A 17,668-nucleotide genomic window follows, 5' to 3' on the forward strand; every position below is an offset into this window, starting at 1 on the left:
AACAAAAATTGGCCGGCATGAGCCCGGTGAACTACCGAATTCATGCCAGCCAATTAGCTGCATAACTGAAACTCTAACTTTAAGGGGTCACTACCTTAGGCGCCTCTTTTACCATTTAGCATGATGTTCCTCAATTGCTCCAAGCATTTGGAGAATCTTCACTTTTTTGCCATCAGGCTCGCGGACATAGCCGGTATAATAGCCAAAAAGCTGATGGATTTCTGATTTAACGAGCCGCACATCCGTTTTGGAAATGCGTTCAAAAAATGGAATAAACGTCAATCTTACATCATCTGAAAATTTTGTGTGAATGAGCCACGGTTCTTTGTAATTTTCCCGATTATATCGGAACAAGACATCTTCATGAATTTTCGTCATTTTGCCATTAATGAAAAAAGCATTTTCAGTCATTCCTGTGCCGTCCGTCCATTTGCCTCCAAAGTTCAATCCGATAACTTTGCCATGAAAGCGTTGCGAAGCCATGGCCCAGTTCCATGAAGTTTCACGAGGCCAAACGCCTCTACCATAATCCAGAATGGAGTAACTGTCATCAACATCAAATTCGAATCGCTGGCTGCCAATTTTAACAGAACCAGAAGTCGGAAGAGAGAGGTGTTTCCCGGTAAACTGGAAGGTTTGTCGGTTCCATGGAATGACGACATTCAACGAATCGTGCGTCTCTGGATGAAGCACTTCCAAATCAGCTTGCAGGGATTCACCTTCAAAATCATCTATCGTTACTGAAATATGCGTTTTGTTTTGGCTGTAATCGAACTGGATGGCCATTTCATCATGGCGGAAAAAACTGCTTTCCAATACTTGGCCCGGAAGTTTTAATTGGCGGGTAAAGGGAAGAATAACGGTTTTCTCTTGAAAACGCAGTGTTTCATAATTTAAAAAGTATACGTTGCAGATCGTGGCATAATCCAAATGGCTGATAGTAGCGGAAAACATTAAATCTTCCCCGAAAACACACCAATAGTTCCATTTTTTCTTCCGCAGAAAATTCCCCCGCAAATTGCATTCGATAAGCGGCTCTCTAGCAAAGCCGATGGCGTTAGGATTTAATTGGCCTTTTGCATCACAAAGCATTACGTGTTCTGTAAGTTCCCGTTCTACATGCTGCATTAAATCCACCTCGCACCTTATTCTCTTTCTTTATTGTAGCAGACTAAGGAAAGAAAGTGAGTACAGAAGGGGTTGCAATAGAACTGGCCAAGCTAGAGATTATTGTAATACCGGTAGCTAGAGCTGTATTTTTGGTTCATTGTGCTTATTTTAAGAAACTTTGTATAAACTTTTACTGAGGTGGCTTTCTCCACATAAGGGCGAGTGTTCCTTCTCCGGCATGGACTGCCAGGGAAGAGCTGATATTGCCGGTTAATACATTTGCTTCCGGAGCAAACTTCAGCACTTCCTGCTTAAGGCTCTCAGCTTCAGCTGGAATGTTGGCATGAATCACTTGGAAATAATTCACTCCGTATTCTTCGTAATCTTTTTTAGCGTGGTTCAACAAATATTGAACCGCTTTTTTATGGGAGCGGACTTTGTCGATTGGCGCCAATTCCCCTTCAGGAGTCAGCTGGACAATCGGCTTTACTTGCAGCAAACTGCCAATATAATACTGCGCTCCGCTCATTCGGCCACCTTTGTAAAGCTGGGTCAAGTTGCCGATTAAGATATAGTTGCGGAAATTTTTGGTTTCAGCTTTCAACTGAAGCGCGATTTTTTCTGCTTCAAGCCCTTGGGCGGCCAATTCCATCCCTCTTTCAAGCAAGCCGGATAATCCATAGGACAGAGCCAGTGAATCGACAGCGTATAATTTGAAATCGCTCATCTGGGCACCGGATACAGAAGAAGCGATTGTTCCGCTTAATTTCGCGGAAGCGTGAATGGCAATCCCACACTCGTATTCTTCTTTAAGTTTTTCGTAGAGCTCTGCAAATTTTCCGGCAGAAGGCTGCGATGTTTTGGGGAATTCGGGAGCGGCTTTGATGCGTTGATACAACTGTTCATTTGACAGATCCACCCCATCTACAAATTCTTCTAAACCAAAATGAAGATTCAAGGGAACTATGTAGACATCTGGATGAGCTTTAAATTCGTCGGTTACATATGCCGTGCTGTCTAATATCCAAGCAAATGGTTTTTTCATCTAAAACATCCCACCTTTATAAAATTTGAATAATAAAACTATACCATTAATAATAATGCCTCGTCAGCTTAATCCTGCAATTAAAAGAACTAGGTTAAATAGCATAAGGAAATTACTAATCTATGAATAATATTAAACTTTTGAAAAACGGTTATCGAAGGATTCTTTTAAATCTTTTTGATGCCTGATCAAGATTAGGATGATGGCGATGATCAGCGGCCATATCCAGTCTAATTGATGCCAGAAAATGGCGGCCGCAATAAAGGCGGCGTAACTAAAAAGCATGGTTAATGTTGCGCTTCTGACAAATGGCAAAAACAGCGCGAAAACGATGAACATGACAAGAAAAAGCTTAGGTGTCAAAAAGAGAGTCACACCGATAAACGAAGCAATGCCTTTCCCACCGCGCCCTTTAAGCCAAATAGGAAACAAGTGGCCGCAAATGACTAAAAGACCTCCAATAGCAATGATCAGCAAGTCGAATTGAAAATGCCAACCAAGCCAGATGACAAAGACTGATTTCCCGGCATCCCCAAGAAACGTAAGAAAAAAAGCGGATTTTCCGATGACTGCACCGGCATTCCGGGCTCCAAGGTTGCCGCTCAACTCATTTCGCAAATCGACGCCTTTCCATTTGCCTATCCACCAAGCCGTCAATAAATTTCCGATGACATAGGATATAATCCAGTAAGCAATCATTAAAGGCCTCCTAATAAGGTTGTTACAATAATTAAAGCAGTTCATGCGAGAGAAAGGAAGGTCTAAAGAGGGAAAGAAGTGGGGATAAGGTGGAAAAAGGAGTCGGTTAAATAGAAGTGAATGTTGGAATTAGGATGAAAAATGCTCGGTGTCTTTTTTGAAAATCAAAAAGGCCATTCCAAGATTCGGAATGGCCTGTGCTTTTTTTATAAATTAGCGGCTTCGAACAAGTAATCGCTGATAACGCGAAGCCCTTGATCAAAGTTTTCAAGATGAAAGTGTTCGTTTGGTGCATGGAAGTTTTCAGAAGACAGGCCAAAGCCCATTAATACTACTGGCAATCCTAAAATTTCATCGAATGCTGCAACAATCGGAACAGATCCGCCCATGCGTGTGAATGCGGTAGGAACTTTATATACTTTTTCGTATGAGCGGCCGGCTGCTTGAATTGCCGGGTGATCATACGGGGTAAGGAACGGCTTTCCTTTATCGAATTCGGAAATCGAAACAGTCACTCCAGCCGGTTTGTGGCTTTCAACATGCGCTTTCAATTTTGCGACGATATCATCCGGGTCTTGGCCTGGCACTAGACGGCACGTGATCTTCGCGCTGGCTTCTGATGGCAAGACAGTCTTGATGCCTTCTCCTGAGAAGCCCCCTGTAATCCCGTTGATTTCCAATGTTGGACGAATCCAAGTCCGTTCGATGAACGAATAGCCTTTTTCGCCGAAGTCTTCGGTAATGCCAAGCGCTTTTTTCTCTTCATCAAGATCGAAGGGCAAAGCCGCAAATTCAGCGCGTTCTTCATCAGAGACCGGCACAAGGTTGTCGTAAAAGCCATCGACAGTAATGACGCCGTCTTCATCATGGAAAGAAGCCAGAATTTCTGAGATGGCATGCAGCGGGTTTTGCACCGCTCCGCCATATAGGCCAGAGTGCAAATCGCCTTTAGGGCCTGTCAAATCAATCTGGATACCAGCTAAACCACGAAGGCCGTAGCAAACAGCAGGACGCCCAGGGCCCTGCATTCCTGTATCAGAAATGACGATCAGATCGGCTTTCAATAATTCCTGATTTTCTTGCACATAGACTGGAAGGTTCGGGCTGCCGATTTCTTCTTCGCCTTCGATGATGAACTTCATGTTTACCGGAAGTTCCCCGTTCAATTGAAGCAAAGCTTCTACTGCTTTCACGTGCATGAAGGTTTGGCCTTTATCATCGCTTGCGCCGCGTGCATAAAGTTTATTGTCGCGTACTTGCGGATCAAAAGGGCCGGTTTCCCATAAATGAAGCGGGTCGACCGGCTGGACGTCGTAATGGCCATATACAAGAACGGTCGGTTTTCCTTCAGCATGGAGCCAGTCTGCGTAGACGACCGGGTGGCCAGCAGTTTCGTCGACTTTCACATTTTCCAATCCTGCTTTTTCCATGGATGCCTTCAGCCATTCAGCTGCGCTGCGGACATCTTCTTTATGCTCTGAAAGAGAGCTGACAGAAGGAATGCGCAAAAATGCTTTTAGTTCTTCCAGGTGCGTTTCGCGATATTCCTTAAAATATGTATCTATTGCTTGTGGATTCATTTGCTGTACCTCGCTTCTTTTATTTTTAATTATGAAAAAATTATAGCATATGCAGTTCAGTTTTCGACACGCTGAAAATTCATATGCTATAATTCTTACTATAGAAAGTTTCGTAAAATTTTGGCTTCAATAAAATGGGGGAACTGATTTGTTTATAGCATTGGGATTTTTTTTATGTATGTCGTTTTTCTTTTCCGGAAGCGAAACGGCTTTAACAGCGGTTAACAGGATGAAGGTCCAGCTTCGCGCAGAGCAGGGCGACGCGAAATCGCAGCGGCTGCAAAAGCTGATTGCGAAGCCGGACCAGATGATTACTACAATGTTGATTGCAAACAATATTGCTAACATCATGCTTCCGACGCTTGTGACAACAATTGCATTAACGAGAGGATGGGAAGTAGGGGTAGCAACAGCCGTATTGACCCTTGTTCTTATCATTTTTGGTGAAGTGCTTCCGAAAACAATCGCGGCAACTTTTTCAGACCGCGTTGCTTATCTTGTGTTTCCTGTTATTGCGTTTCTTGTTATCGTACTCAAGCCGATCACTTGGCTATTATCGCAGTTCACCAGTATTTTTATTCGCATCATCTCCAAAGGTGCAGTAAAAGAAGCGACGATTTCAAAAGAGGAATTGCGGACCATGGTCGATATTGCATCGACGGAAGGCACATTTGAAGAAGAAGAATCGGAACGGATAAAAGGGATTTTGGACTTTCCGAATAAAGATGTCTCGGACGTCATGTCAGCTCACCGGACAGACATCGTTGGAATTTCGATTGGCGCTACATATGAGGAAGTGCGGGACCTAATCTTGGAATCTTCTTATACGCGTTACCCGGTGTATGAAGAGAGCATGGATAATGTGGTTGGGCTGTTTTATTCGAAAAAGCTGATTGAGTGGTCGATGAACCCCAATCTGACCTTAGAAGAACTGATGGATGATAATCCGCTGTTCGTTGTCCAATCCGTAAGCGTGGAAAAAGTATTCAAGTTGATGTTGTCCAAGAAAAAGCATATGGCTGTCATTTTGGATGAATACGGCGGAACCTTGGGAATCGTAACGCACGAAGACATTATCGAAGAAATGATCGGCCAGGACATTGAAGATGAAACCGATATCGAAGAAGAAGAACTGATTTTTGAAATGACTGAGGATAAGCTGTCTTGCCATGGCCGCTTAGAAATTGATGACGTCAATACGCTGTTCCGTGTGAATGTACCAAATGATCATGATACGATCGCCGGTTTTGTTATGCAGCAATTGGGCCATGTACCCGACGAAGGGGAACAATTCGATTACGAGAATCTTCATGTCGAGATCAACGAAATGGACCGAAACCGGATTGTCAGGTTGACCATTACCAAAACCAATGAAGAAATCTTTGCATAAACTCTCTGCCTACGGGCAGGGAGTTTTTTCTTTATTACATCTTTGTAAGAAAAATGAAAGTAGATGCGATAGAGTGAAAGAAATGTTTCCGGCAAAATGAAGTTAATAAGAAAAACGGACGGGGGCAAGAAAGATGGAACAATTATACACAGAATATAGCCGCTATATTTATCATTTATGCTTGAAGCTAACGCGCAATAAAGCGGAGGCAGAAGATTTGATGCAGGAGGTTTGGCTGAAAGTAGTCCGCTACGAAGCTTCTATAGACAAAGTAGAACATGCGAAAGCTTGGCTGACGACGATTTGCATGAATACCTTCCGCGACCGTTACCGCAAAAACGTGCGTCGCAGCAAACACATGATGCATCAGCCGGAAGGTTTGGACGTATCGCTTCTTGACTTGATCGCTTCTGAAGAAGCAGGAGCAGCCGAACTATTGGAGCAACAGGATGTCTCTACGATGATCCGTACCAAGATTGCAGAGTTGGATGGCATTTATCGGACCACAATTCTTTATTTTTATGTTCATCAATTATCGTTGATTGAAATTGCGGAAACAATGAAAGTGTCGATCGGCACAGTGAAATCCCGCTTGTTCCGTGGAAAGCAGCGTTTGAAGGACATGCTGATCGAAGATGCGCGCACCCGCGAATACGTTACAGCTTAATCGATCTTCCCGAGAAATGAAACAACCAGAGTGGCATATGACCCCGAGGGTATGATCACTAAAAAGAGCCGACCGGTTAGGTCGGTTCTTTTTGCATTGAAAAATAAAAAATCTTTCCAATCCTTACTGCTATAATGTAGGCGAGGGGGAAGAATATGAACAGAAAGAAATGGAGCAGGAAAAAACAGGCGCTAGTGGGTTTAACGGCTGTTTTTATATTACTATATGTGGGTGTAATGCTATGGCATACCTATAAGCCATTGCCTGAAGGTGTTTCATATGAAGGTGAATTGCATAATGTGGAAACTGTGGACATGTTCTATGATTTGTCATTCGCCCAAGATAAGAAAGGGACAAATGCTGAACATGAATTGCAGATCTTTGAAGAGATCAACCAAGTAATTGACCAGGCTGAAGATTTTATTGTATTGGACTTTTTTTTATTTGATAATTACAACGATCAAAAAATCGACTTTCCGAAAGTAGCGGGATCTTTGACCGAGCATTTGTTGGTGAAAAAAGAAAAAGATCCAGATTTACCAATCTTCTTTATTACAGATCCAGTCAATAATGGCTATGGCTCATACGAAAGCAAGCTGATCGATAGTCTGAAAGAGGCAGGAGTGGAAGTGGTTTACACGGACTTAACCGTACTTCGTGATTCAGTTCCTATCTACTCGGGGTTGTACCGGATTTTCTTCCAATGGTTCGATTTCGGTGAAGAGGGGTGGATTGCCAATGGCATGTCAAGCGAAGCGCCGAAAATGAAAATGTCATCTTACGCTAACCTAATGAATGTTAAGGCCAATCACCGCAAGGCAGTCATTACAGAAAAAGAAGCGATTGTCAGTTCAGCCAATCCGCATGATGCTAGTGGTTTTCACGGGAATATGGCTTTTAAAGTGAGCGGCCCTGTCCTCAACGATATGCTTGAATCAGAAGAAGCGGTCTCAAAATTGTCAGGCGGTCCTGATTTACCGAGAATAAAAGCGCAGGAACAAGACGGGCCTTATCAAGCGCAGTATATTACAGAAAAGAAAATTCACGATGCCTTGCTCAAAGATATTTCCGCCACGCAAAAAGGTGATTTAATCTGGCTGGGGATGTTTTTCATTTCTGAAACGGAAGTCTTGAACGCATTAACGGATGCAGCTGATCGCGGTGTTGCTGTCCAAATGATTCTTGATCCAAACGAAAATTCTTTCGGCAATAAAAAAACAGGGCTGCCGAATCGGCCGGCTGTCAACGGAATGTTGAGAGAAGCAGGGGATAATTTAAAGGTGCGCTGGTACAATGCATTCATCGGACAGTTCCATACAAAAACAATCATGATTCAAACGGACAAAGAAACGATTATTTCTGCAGGAGCAGCAAATTACACAGAACGCGCGCTTGATGATTACAACCTGGAAAGCAACATACGCATCATTGCACCGAATGACAGTGATTTGGCAGAGGAAATGGATACTTACTTTACTCGCCTTTGGAACAATGAAGATGCTCTTTATACTCTGGATACAGGCGAGTACCAAAGCAGCTTTTCCTTTTTCCAGCGCAGTGTATATGGTTTCCAAAAGCTCTTTAAGCTAACGACTTATTAACAAAAAGCCCCAGCTATAATTTCAGCTGGGGCTTTGCTTATCTTATTTTTGTTCTTGCGGCTGTTTGCCTGCATTGATCCATTCTTCGACGTTCCAAACTTTAGTTACGAGGCCTTCGTAAAATTCCGGTTCGTGGCTGACAAGGACGATTGTGCCCTTGTAAGCTTGCATGGCGCGTTTCAATTCTGCCTTCGCGTCGACATCCAAGTGGTTTGTCGGCTCATCGAATAGGAGCCAGTTGCTTTCTTCAAGCATCAATTTGCATAAACGCACTTTCGCCTGTTCGCCACCGCTGAGCTGAGCCATTGAACGCGAGATGTGTTCGCTTTTCAATCCAGTACGGGCTAGGGCTCCGCGCACTTGGCCCTGTTCCATACTCGGATAAGCGGACCAAATCTCGTCAAGCGGTGTGTGTGTTGGTGCTTTTACTTCTTGTTCAAAGTAACTTGGCGTCAAGTATTCGCCGCGGATCACTTCGCCGTCCAATGGTTTGATTTTGCCAAGCATCGTTTTAAGGAGCGTAGATTTACCAACACCATTCATGCCGACAAGGGCAATTTTTTCGCCGCGTTCAATCATGAACGACAACGGGGGCATAAGCGGTTTGTTATAGCCGATGACCAATTCTTCCGCTTCAACAACATAGCGGCTAGGGCTGCGCGTTTCTTTAAATGCAAACTGCGGTTTTGCTGCGATTTCCGGTTTTTCGATCCGGTCCATGCGATCAAGCAATTTCTGGCGGGATTTTGCGCGGCCGGTCGTTGAAGCGCGGGCTTTGTTTTTCGCAATGAACGTTTCTGTTTTCTTGATCATATCAGCTTGTTTTTCATAAGCATCCAAATGCTGCTGTTTCGCCAATTCTGCAAGTTCGATAAATTTCTCGTAGGTCGCTGTATAGCGGCTCAAACGTGAGAACTCCAAATGGAAGATGACGCCTGTGACGCTGCTCATGAATTCCGTATCATGCGAAATCAACAAGAAAGCATGCGGATAGTTTTTCAAGTAATTGACGAGCCATTGGATATGCTCTTCATCCAAATAGTTGGTCGGCTCATCGAGCAGTAAAACTTTCGGTTTTTCAAGAAGCAGTTTCGCCAGCAATAATTTTGTTCGCTGGCCACCGGAAAGCGCCTCGACGTTGCGCTCCAGACCGATTGCATCTAAGCCAAGCCCGCGCGAAATTTCCTCGATTTTTACATCCAGCGTATAGAAGTCGCCGGCATCAAGGGCGTCTTGCGCTTCAGCCATTTCTTCCAATAACTCTTCAAGGCGTTCCGGGCTTGCATCGCCCATCTGCATGGCGATATCGTTCAATTCCTGTTCTTTCTTATATAGAGGCAAGAACGCATCTTGCAACGTTTCGCGGATTGTCCGTCCCGGTGTCAACTGTGTATGCTGGTCCAAATACCCGTAATGGGTCTTTGGCTGCCACTCCACGCGGCCGTCATCGTGGATCAAGTTGCCCGTCAGGATGTTCATCAATGTTGATTTTCCGACGCCATTCGCGCCGACAAGCCCTACATGTTCGCCTTCAACCAACCGAAATGACACATTGTTAAAAAGTGTGCGGTCTCCAAACGTGTGGCTCAAGTTTTCTACTGTCAATAAACTCATTTAATAAATTCCTCCAAAATGTTAAGAATATGCAAGTGGCAAGGCATCTCATATCAAAAAAAAATCGCGGCTACAATTCCGCGAGTTTTCGATTTAATTCGGCTAATCGTTGTTCCATTTTTTCTAAACGCTCTTCTGCTTGTTCCACCATGCGGGCATGTCCGGTTGTTTCCAACTTTTCAATATCGCCTTGATGGCGTACATAATCGGATTTCAGTTCAGCAATTTCAAACTCAATTTCCTGTCTGCTCACAAAATCACCCTTATTTTTCTATCATTATAGCATAGAAAAAACTTTTTTAAATCCCTCACGACTTGCAAGTTCTTTCCCTTGGAGCGATAAAACCTTTATAATGTTCGAATTAAGAAAATACACCTTAGAAAAGGCACAGGTTAAGGAGGCAAAAAACCATCGATACATTATTATTCGATTTAATGCTAATCATCTTTTTAGGGATTCTATCTCAATGGATTGCTTGGCGTTTGCAACTGCCGGCTATTGTTCTTATGTCCATAGCAGGTCTTCTTGCTGGACCATTGCTCAATATCATTCATCCTGCCGAAAGTTTTGGAGAAATGTTCAATCCGATCATTTCTTTAGCAGTGGCGATTATTTTATTTGAAGGAAGTTTGAATTTGGATTTCAAGGAAATAAAAGGCTTCAATAAACCGGTTTGGCGAATAGTTACCGTAGGGGCGTTTATTGCCTGGATCGCAGGGTCGCTTGCAGCTCACTATATGGCAGGATTATCATGGGCGGTTGCATTTGTGATCGGCGGTTTGTTTATCGTCACAGGACCGACTGTAATCCTGCCTATGCTGCGGCAATCTAAACTGGCATCGCGGCCAGCAGCCATTTTAAAGTGGGAAGGCATTATCGTTGATCCGTTTGGTGCGCTGCTTGCGCTATTTGCGTTTCAATTTGTGCTTTTTGCGAAAGGGGATGAAACGGCGGCAGCGTTCGGTTTGTTCTTTTTAGCTTCGCTTTTTGCAATTTTGCTTGGCATAGTAGCGGGGCGTGCGATGGGTTGGCTATTCGAAAAAGGCATGGTTCCGGAATATTTAAAATCTCCTATGGTATTTGCAGTGGTCTTGCTGACCTTTACACTGTCGGATATAGTGATGCATGAAACCGGCTTGCTTGCAGTGACCGCGATGGGAATGGCGATGGCCAATATGCACATCTCCTCAATCAATGACATGCGCCATTTCAAAGAAAACATTTCGGTGCTGCTCATTTCAAGCATTTTTGTCATGCTGACGGCGTCGATTCCGTTGGATATTTTAATCGGCATCTTTAATTGGCGAATTATTGTTTTTGTTTTGGCAATGCTTTTTATTGTCCGGCCATTATCGATTTGGATGTCCACAATTGGCACAGATATGACGGTACAGGAAAAAATACTTGTCGGATGGATTGCTCCGAGGGGCATTGTAGCGCTTACGGTTTCCGGCTATTTTGCCAGTACTTTGTTGGATGCGGGCTTTCAAGATGCGGAGCTGTTGACGGCCTTGACCTTTGCGCTCGTGTTGGCGACCGTAGTAGCGCACGGTTTTACAATTGGGTGGCTCGGCCGGAAACTAGGCTTGGCATCTTCCGCTGAACCAGGAATCATTATCGTAGGAGCCAGTAAATTCGCTACCCTGCTTGCAAAAACTTTATTGGATTTAAATAAAAATGTTTTGATCATCGATTCGGCTTGGGGAAGGTTGCAAGAAGCCCGGCTGACTGGAATTCCGGTTCATGCAGGTGAGATATTATCAGAGCATACCGAGTATGAAGTGGATTTGATGCCATATGAAACAATGGTGGTGGCGACCGAGACCGATGCGTACAATTCACTCGTTGTCAGTAATTTTGTGCCGGAACTGGGCCGCGGAAACCTTTACCAGACTGCATTGCAAGTCGGCGATCCGACTGTTTTCCATTCATCACTTAGCGGCAGGAATTTGTTCGGCGATGAATGGAACATACTCGAACTGGATAAAAAATTAGGGGAAGGCTATAGCTTTCGGAAAACTCCGCTGACTGACCAGTTCACCTACGACGATTTCAAGAGAAACGGGGCGGCCGGCACCATTCCTCTGTTTGTAAAACGCACGCTCGGGCGCATTGATTTCTTCACGTCCGATCAGGGAGTGGAACCTAAAAATGGGGACATAATCGTTAGTTTTTCACCGCCGGCGTATCAGCAAGGGCGCCTGCAAGAAAAGATTGATACGAACCGCTTGAAAGCTCTGCCTCAGTCAAAAGAATGAAATCTCCAGTTCGCAAGGTTTTTTTATACGTGTTCGGAATCCTTCTTTGCTATGATAAAGGCAACAGGTGATCCGCTTTGCGGAATTTCATGCAGAATGAGGAACCAATGGAGTATTCAGGGAGGATTTAAAAATGAAAATTTTGTTAGTGGACGGAACAATTATTGGCAGCAAAACCGGTGCCATTCTTGAGCAAATCAACACGTATATACAAGAATTCAATCCAAATATGGAATTGAAAGTACTGCGTCTGTCTGAATTCGACCATCAATTCGTCGATGGCCGGCCGCTTGCCGAGTATAACGACGACATGCGGGAAATTGTGCGCCGTTTTGAAGATGCAGATGGCTATATCATCGCATCGCCGATTTTCCAGGGCTCGATTCCTGGCGTATTAAAAAACACATTCGATATGCTGCATCCACATACAATGCGCTATAAGCCGGTATCGATTGTGGCAAACGGCGGAACTTATCAACATCACTTGGTTATTGAAAACCAATTGAAACCGATACTCGACTATTTCCGTTGCCTGGTGACGCCTAATTACGTTTATACGCATTCGAGCCATTTCGATGCAAGCAATACGATCATCAATGACGATGTCCACAATCGCCTTCGCGAACTGGCACGCGTCTTTGTCCAATATGCCGAAATGAGCCAGCATTTGTCTAAGGTTACACTGGACAATCATTGAGATAAGAGAAAAACCTCCCGCGGGAGGTTTTTTGTTTTGGATAGATCTGCTCGGTTAATGTAAAAGTTTTGTATGCAGGAAATTTCAAAGTATGCACCTTTCAGATTAAAATACGCTCTATTGAGTCTCCAATATGATTCTGCCGCATCTTTTCCTCTGGAAAGCCGAAGATGCTATAATAATTTCTGTAGAAATGAGGGTGAAACAAAATGAAATCAGTAGTACTAGCAGAAAAACCATCTGTAGCACGCGACATAGCACGTGTCTTAGGGTGTTCCCAAAAAGGCAATGGTTATTTGGAAGGCAAGCAGTATATTGTGACATGGGCGCTCGGCCATTTGGTGACGCAGGCGCAGCCTGAGCAATACAACGCTGAATATAAAGAGTGGAAAATGGAGAATCTGCCGATACTTCCGGATCCGTTCAAACTTGTACCAATCAAGCAATCGATGAAGCAGTATAACGCGGTAAAAGCGTTACTACAGCGTGGTGATGTCAATGAAGTAATCATCGCGACCGACGCCGGGCGCGAAGGGGAACTGGTGGCGCGCTGGATATTGGAGAAAACGAATACGCGCAAACGGATCAAGCGTTTGTGGATTTCATCTGTTACCGATAAAGCGATCAAAGACGGCTTCAACAACCTAAAAGACGGCAAAGCTTACGAGAATTTATTCCAGGCGGCAGTCGCGCGGGCGGAAGCGGACTGGGTGGTCGGCATCAACGCAACGCGCGCGCTGACGGTTAAACACAATGCGCAACTGTCAACAGGGCGTGTGCAGACACCGACGCTGGCGATGATCGCGGAACGTGAAAAGCAGATCCGCAACTTCCAGCCGAAACCATATTACGGCTTGCAGGCAATTACGGACAAAGCCGCATTCACATGGACAGATGGCAACTCAACGCAGTCGTTTGACAAAGAAAAAATCGATAAGCTGTTCCAAAAACTCGACAACACGCACGAAGGCACAGTAACCGACATCAAGATTACGCCGAAACGGCAACCGGCACCGCCTTTATTCGATTTGACGGAACTTCAGAAAGAAGCATACAAACGTTTCGGCTGGTCGGCAAAAGAAACACTCAATACGCTGCAGGGCCTTTATGAGCGCTATAAAATCGTTACGTATCCACGGACGGATTCGAAACATTTGACTTCCGATATGAAAGATACCTTAAAAGACCGAATCAAAGCGGTTGAAATGGGACCATACCGGGCGCTTGCCAATACGATTTTGAAAGGAAATGTCACCGCACAAAAAGGCGTTATTGATGATGGGAAAGTTTCCGATCACCATGCGATCATTCCGACCGAGGAAACGCCGCCGCTCCACGATTTAGGCGACAAGGAACGGAAACTGTATGACCTGATCGTTAAACGCTTCCTGGCGGTATTTTATCCGATGCACGAGTACGACCAGACGACAGTAAAGCTGGCCGTCGGCGGTGAAACGTTCCAAACAAAAGGAAATACGATCCGCAATGAAGGCTGGAAACGTATCTACAACGACGAAGGGGATGACCGTGAAACGACATTGCCGCCGTTTGAAAAAGGGCAGAAGCTCCAAATCAAAGGCATCGCGCTGACAGACGGAAAAACAAAGCCGCCTGCCTTCTTTAATGAGGGAACGCTTCTTGGTGCTATGGAAAATCCGGCGCAGTTTATGGCCGGCGAATCAAAAGAATTGATCCAGACATTGGGTGAAACAGGCGGTCTCGGCACTGTGGCGACGCGCGCAGATGTCATCGACAAGCTATTCAACACGTTCTTGATCGAGAAAAAAGGCAGCGATATCATGACGACGTCGAAAGGGCGGCAGCTGCTGGAACTTGCTCCGGAAGATTTGAAATCGCCGAAACTGACTGCAAACTGGGAGCAGCAATTAACCAAGATTGCCAAGGGACAGCTGAAAAAAGAGCAATTTATGAAAGAAATGATCGCGTTCGCCCAGAAATCGGTATCCGATATCAAAAAAAGCGATCAAAAATTCAAGCACGACAACGTTACCGGCAAAATGTGTCCGGACTGCGGCAAGCCGCTTCTTGAAGTCAATGGCAAACGCGGCAAGATGAATGTCTGCCAGGACCGCGAATGCGGCTATAAAAAACAAGTAGCCATGCAGACAAATGCCCGCTGCCCGAATTGCCATAAGAAATTGGAAATGCAAGGTGAAGGCGATGGCAAGATTTTCATTTGCAAATGCGGGCATCGTGAAAAATTATCGGCGTTTGAAAAACGCAAAAAATCATCGCAATCAAAGGCGAATAAAAAAGACGTCAATAAATTCCTGAAGCAGCAGGACGAACCGCCAGTCAATACAGCGATGGCAGACGCATTAAAAAAATTGCTCGGCCAAAATGATTAAGAGAGCATAAATGATGGTATGTTGGTAAAAGAACGTTGAAAGGCTAGGGAACGCCATGGCTAAAAAAATTGCTAAAACCAACGCAGCACGAATTCTCGATAAAGAAAAAGTCCCTTACGAAATTTTGCAATACGAACCGGGAGACGGTCTTGTCGACGGGGTCTCCGTTGCGGCGAAGATCGGCTATTCAGATAAAACCGTCCATAAAACGCTTGTGGCGGTTGGCCATTCAAAACAGCATTACGTGTTCGTCATTCCCGTTTCAGAGGAGCTGGACTTGAAAAAAGCCGCAAAAGCGGCAGGTGAAAAGAAAATCGACATGGTGCCGGTAAAGGATATACTGGCACTGACCGGCTATATCCGCGGCGGCTGTTCGCCTATCGGCATGAAAAAGCCTTTCCCTACATTCATATCCGAAAAAGCGCGGGATTTGGAGATCATCATTGTATCGGCTGGAAAAATCGGCATGCAGCTTAAACTTTCTCCTGAAGAATTGTTGAAAGCAACAAACGGACAACTGGCGGATTTAGCAGTGGGAGACGAATAAAAATGCCACCCATTTTGATGAATGGGTGGTTTTTTCTTATTATGAGTAGAGAAAGAAGGAGTTTGATGAGACGTTCATTGTATTATCGCTGGCTGTTTTTCCTTTGCGGTTTGGTTGTCATGGCGCTTGGATTTACGCTTACGATTAAGGGGAACAAACTTGGAATTGGTCCATGGGATGTTTTGCATGTAGGGTTATTCTTGAATTTCGGTTTGACTATTGGAACATGGGCAATTGTTGCGGGACTTGCAGTCATCGTGTTCACTGCATTACTAACCCGCCGTGCTCCGCAAATCGGCACATTTTTGAACATGCTGCTTGTCGGCATTTTTATTGATATCTTTAATTTCGTTATCCCGGACATAGAAACTTTATGGGTCCAGATGGTCGTTTTCGCCCTCGGCATTGTTTTGGCTGGTATCGGAATCGGATTTTACGTAGCGCCGAAAATCGGAGCAGGTCCAAGAGATAGTCTGATGTTATTCTTAGTGGAAAAGACCGGATGGAGCATTAGCGTGGTACGGGCAAGTATCGAGGTAGGCGTGGCGTTTGGCGGCTGGCTGCTTGGTGGGCCGGTCGGAATTGGAACTATTGCGGTTGCATTAATCACCGGAAGAATCGTCCAGTTTTCCTTGCCCTGGTTTGAAAAAGCTTTGAAAAAAATCATTGAAAAAAAGAACGATGTACCGCCTATCCTTAAAGTATGACTGCCGATTTGGATAGTTGAAACCTGCCCCTACATATGATATAAATAAAACCGAGTAAAACTATTGGGTTTATAGAAATGGACTTGAAAAGGGGTTATTTTGATGGGTTTGGAATTTGTGGAGATTTTTGATAAATGGGTTCACACATATGATGATTCTGTTAGCGGAAAAGATAAAGAGTATATAGATGTTTTCTTGAATTATAATGAAATTTTACAAGCAGTTGCAGATGCAGCCGTCGGTCCGGTCGTGGAATTTGGAGTGGGCACTGGCAACTTAACTGAAAAATTGCGGAGCCGTGGACTGGATGTAATCGGTATTGAGCCAAACAAAGCGATGCGCGAAGTCACAGCGGAAAAGATGCCGGACGTCGCTATTCTTGACGGCGACTTTTTAAACTTTACAATAGATATTGAACCCAAAACATTTGTCAGCACATACGCGTTCCATCACTTGACGGATGGGGAGAAAGCGGATGCATTTAAACTCTATGCAGAAAAACTTCCGGCAGGCGGGAAAGTGGTCTTTGCTGATACGGTGTTCAAATCAGTAGAAGTACAACAGGAAACGATCGAATTCGAAAAAACGCGTGGACATGTAAACCTGGTGGAAGACTTGAACCGCGAATACTATACAACTCTGCCAGTAATGCAAAACTTGATCGAAGCAGCAGGCTTCAGAGTAGAATTCACGCAGCTCAACAATTACGTTTGGTTGATCGACGCGACAAAGAAAAGCGAAAACGGCCGTTAAGTTCCGACAAGCATAAGTCGGACCGCGAGGAGGCTGTTGCCGCCATAGCGGGATGGCTTATGACCCGAGGAGCTGGCCGTTGAAGACTGGACAAAGAAAAGCGAAAACGGCCGTTAAGGCTCGGCCAACAAACCAAAAGGAGATGGGCACAATGAAAAAAATGAACGTAGAAAGCTTTAACCTGGATCACACTAAGGTAGTTGCACCATATGTGCGTTTAGCTGGAGAAAAAACAGGCGCAAACGGAGATACGATCCGCAAGTACGACATACGTTTCAAACAACCGAATAAAGAGCATATGGATATGCCTGGCCTTCATTCACTTGAACACATGATGGCTGAACATAGCCGCAACCACTCCGACCAAATTATTGACATTGGGCCTATGGGCTGCCAAACTGGCTTTTACTTGTCTGTTATTAATCATGATGACTTTGAAGATATTTTAAGAATTTTAGAGAACACATTAAAAGATGTGATTGCGGCTGATGAAGTTCCAGCTTGCAACGAAGTGCAATGCGGCTGGGCTGCAAGCCACAGCCTTGAAGGGGCACAAGAATTAGCGCGCGAAATGCTGGCGAAAAAAGATGAGTGGCGCCAAGTGTTTGCGGAAGAGACGGCTTAAGGAGA

The 17,668-nt window shown here is 44.6% G+C and carries 16 protein-coding genes; 10 read left to right on the forward strand and 6 right to left on the reverse strand.

Going from position 1 to position 17,668, the window contains the following annotated elements; all coding sequences use genetic code 11:
* Positions 1–108: 108 nt before the first annotated feature.
* The 4 genes from B0H99_RS06090 to B0H99_RS06105 all read right to left on the reverse strand — a co-directional run bounded on the left by B0H99_RS06090 (position 109) and on the right by B0H99_RS06105 (position 4,434).
* Entirely contained in the window at positions 109–1,128 is a 1,020-nt protein-coding gene (locus tag B0H99_RS06090) for a DUF2804 domain-containing protein (protein ID WP_106532768.1), read from the reverse strand.
* Positions 1,129–1,300: 172 nt separating this feature from the next.
* Positions 1,301–2,155, reverse strand: a complete 855-nt coding sequence (locus tag B0H99_RS06095; RefSeq protein WP_106532769.1) for a DegV family protein — start codon at positions 2,153–2,155, stop codon at positions 1,301–1,303.
* A gap of 132 nt (positions 2,156–2,287) precedes the next feature.
* Positions 2,288–2,854: a glycerol-3-phosphate acyltransferase gene (locus B0H99_RS06100; protein ID WP_106532770.1), complete on the reverse strand. Its 567-nt coding sequence runs from the start codon at positions 2,852–2,854 to the stop codon at positions 2,288–2,290.
* Between the two features lie 206 nt (positions 2,855–3,060).
* On the reverse strand, positions 3,061–4,434 hold the full coding sequence (locus B0H99_RS06105; RefSeq protein ID WP_106532771.1) for a dipeptidase: 1,374 nt from the start codon (positions 4,432–4,434) through the stop codon (positions 3,061–3,063).
* A gap of 148 nt (positions 4,435–4,582) precedes the next feature.
* Here B0H99_RS06105 and B0H99_RS06110 point away from each other — a divergent pair, with 148 nt between their 5' ends.
* The 3 genes from B0H99_RS06110 (at position 4,583) to B0H99_RS06120 (ending at position 8,092) form a co-directional block, all read left to right on the forward strand.
* The gene (locus tag B0H99_RS06110) at positions 4,583–5,824 is read left to right on the forward strand and encodes a CNNM domain-containing protein (RefSeq protein WP_106532772.1); all 1,242 of its coding nucleotides are present in this window, start codon (positions 4,583–4,585) and stop codon (positions 5,822–5,824) included.
* Between the two features lie 133 nt (positions 5,825–5,957).
* Complete coding sequence (locus B0H99_RS06115; RefSeq protein WP_106532773.1) at positions 5,958–6,491, forward strand: RNA polymerase sigma factor; 534 nt, start codon at positions 5,958–5,960, stop codon at positions 6,489–6,491.
* Positions 6,492–6,646: 155 nt separating this feature from the next.
* Positions 6,647–8,092: a phospholipase D-like domain-containing protein gene (locus B0H99_RS06120; RefSeq protein ID WP_106532774.1), complete on the forward strand. Its 1,446-nt coding sequence runs from the start codon at positions 6,647–6,649 to the stop codon at positions 8,090–8,092.
* A 42-nt stretch (positions 8,093–8,134) separates the two neighbouring features.
* Here the strand turns inward: B0H99_RS06120 and B0H99_RS06125 are convergent, their stop codons facing one another.
* A complete protein-coding gene (locus B0H99_RS06125) occupies positions 8,135–9,706 on the reverse strand; it encodes an ABC-F family ATP-binding cassette domain-containing protein (RefSeq protein ID WP_106532775.1) in 1,572 nt (523 codons plus the stop codon).
* A gap of 70 nt (positions 9,707–9,776) precedes the next feature.
* Positions 9,777–9,959 (reverse strand): SE1832 family protein, encoded by a 183-nt coding sequence (locus B0H99_RS06130; RefSeq protein ID WP_106532776.1) that lies wholly within the window; start codon positions 9,957–9,959, stop codon positions 9,777–9,779.
* Positions 9,960–10,141: 182 nt separating this feature from the next.
* On the opposite strand from B0H99_RS06130, the gene B0H99_RS06135 reads away from it, so the two are divergent.
* From B0H99_RS06135 to B0H99_RS06165, 7 genes are all read left to right on the forward strand, one after another.
* Complete coding sequence (locus tag B0H99_RS06135; RefSeq protein ID WP_106532777.1) at positions 10,142–11,965, forward strand: cation:proton antiporter; 1,824 nt, start codon at positions 10,142–10,144, stop codon at positions 11,963–11,965.
* 133 nt (positions 11,966–12,098) lie between these two features.
* Positions 12,099–12,662: an NADPH-dependent FMN reductase gene (locus B0H99_RS06140; protein ID WP_106532778.1), complete on the forward strand. Its 564-nt coding sequence runs from the start codon at positions 12,099–12,101 to the stop codon at positions 12,660–12,662.
* A 209-nt stretch (positions 12,663–12,871) separates the two neighbouring features.
* Positions 12,872–15,031 (forward strand): DNA topoisomerase III, encoded by a 2,160-nt coding sequence (locus B0H99_RS06145; protein ID WP_106532779.1) that lies wholly within the window; start codon positions 12,872–12,874, stop codon positions 15,029–15,031.
* A 55-nt stretch (positions 15,032–15,086) separates the two neighbouring features.
* Positions 15,087–15,578, forward strand: a complete 492-nt coding sequence (ybaK, locus tag B0H99_RS06150) for a Cys-tRNA(Pro) deacylase (protein WP_106532780.1) — start codon at positions 15,087–15,089, stop codon at positions 15,576–15,578.
* A 65-nt stretch (positions 15,579–15,643) separates the two neighbouring features.
* Positions 15,644–16,285 carry a YczE/YyaS/YitT family protein gene (locus B0H99_RS06155; protein WP_106532781.1) on the forward strand — a complete coding sequence of 214 codons (642 nt, stop codon included), beginning with the start codon at positions 15,644–15,646 and terminating at the stop codon, positions 16,283–16,285.
* 102 nt (positions 16,286–16,387) lie between these two features.
* Entirely contained in the window at positions 16,388–17,038 is a 651-nt protein-coding gene (locus tag B0H99_RS06160; protein WP_106532782.1) for a class I SAM-dependent DNA methyltransferase, read from the forward strand.
* A gap of 151 nt (positions 17,039–17,189) precedes the next feature.
* The gene (locus B0H99_RS06165) at positions 17,190–17,663 is read left to right on the forward strand and encodes an S-ribosylhomocysteine lyase (RefSeq protein ID WP_181313586.1); all 474 of its coding nucleotides are present in this window, start codon (positions 17,190–17,192) and stop codon (positions 17,661–17,663) included.
* The last annotated feature ends 5 nt before the right edge of the window (positions 17,664–17,668 follow it).

The organism is Planomicrobium soli (genome assembly GCF_003014655.1).
Lineage (GTDB): Bacteria > Bacillota > Bacilli > Bacillales_A > Planococcaceae > Planococcus > Planococcus soli_B.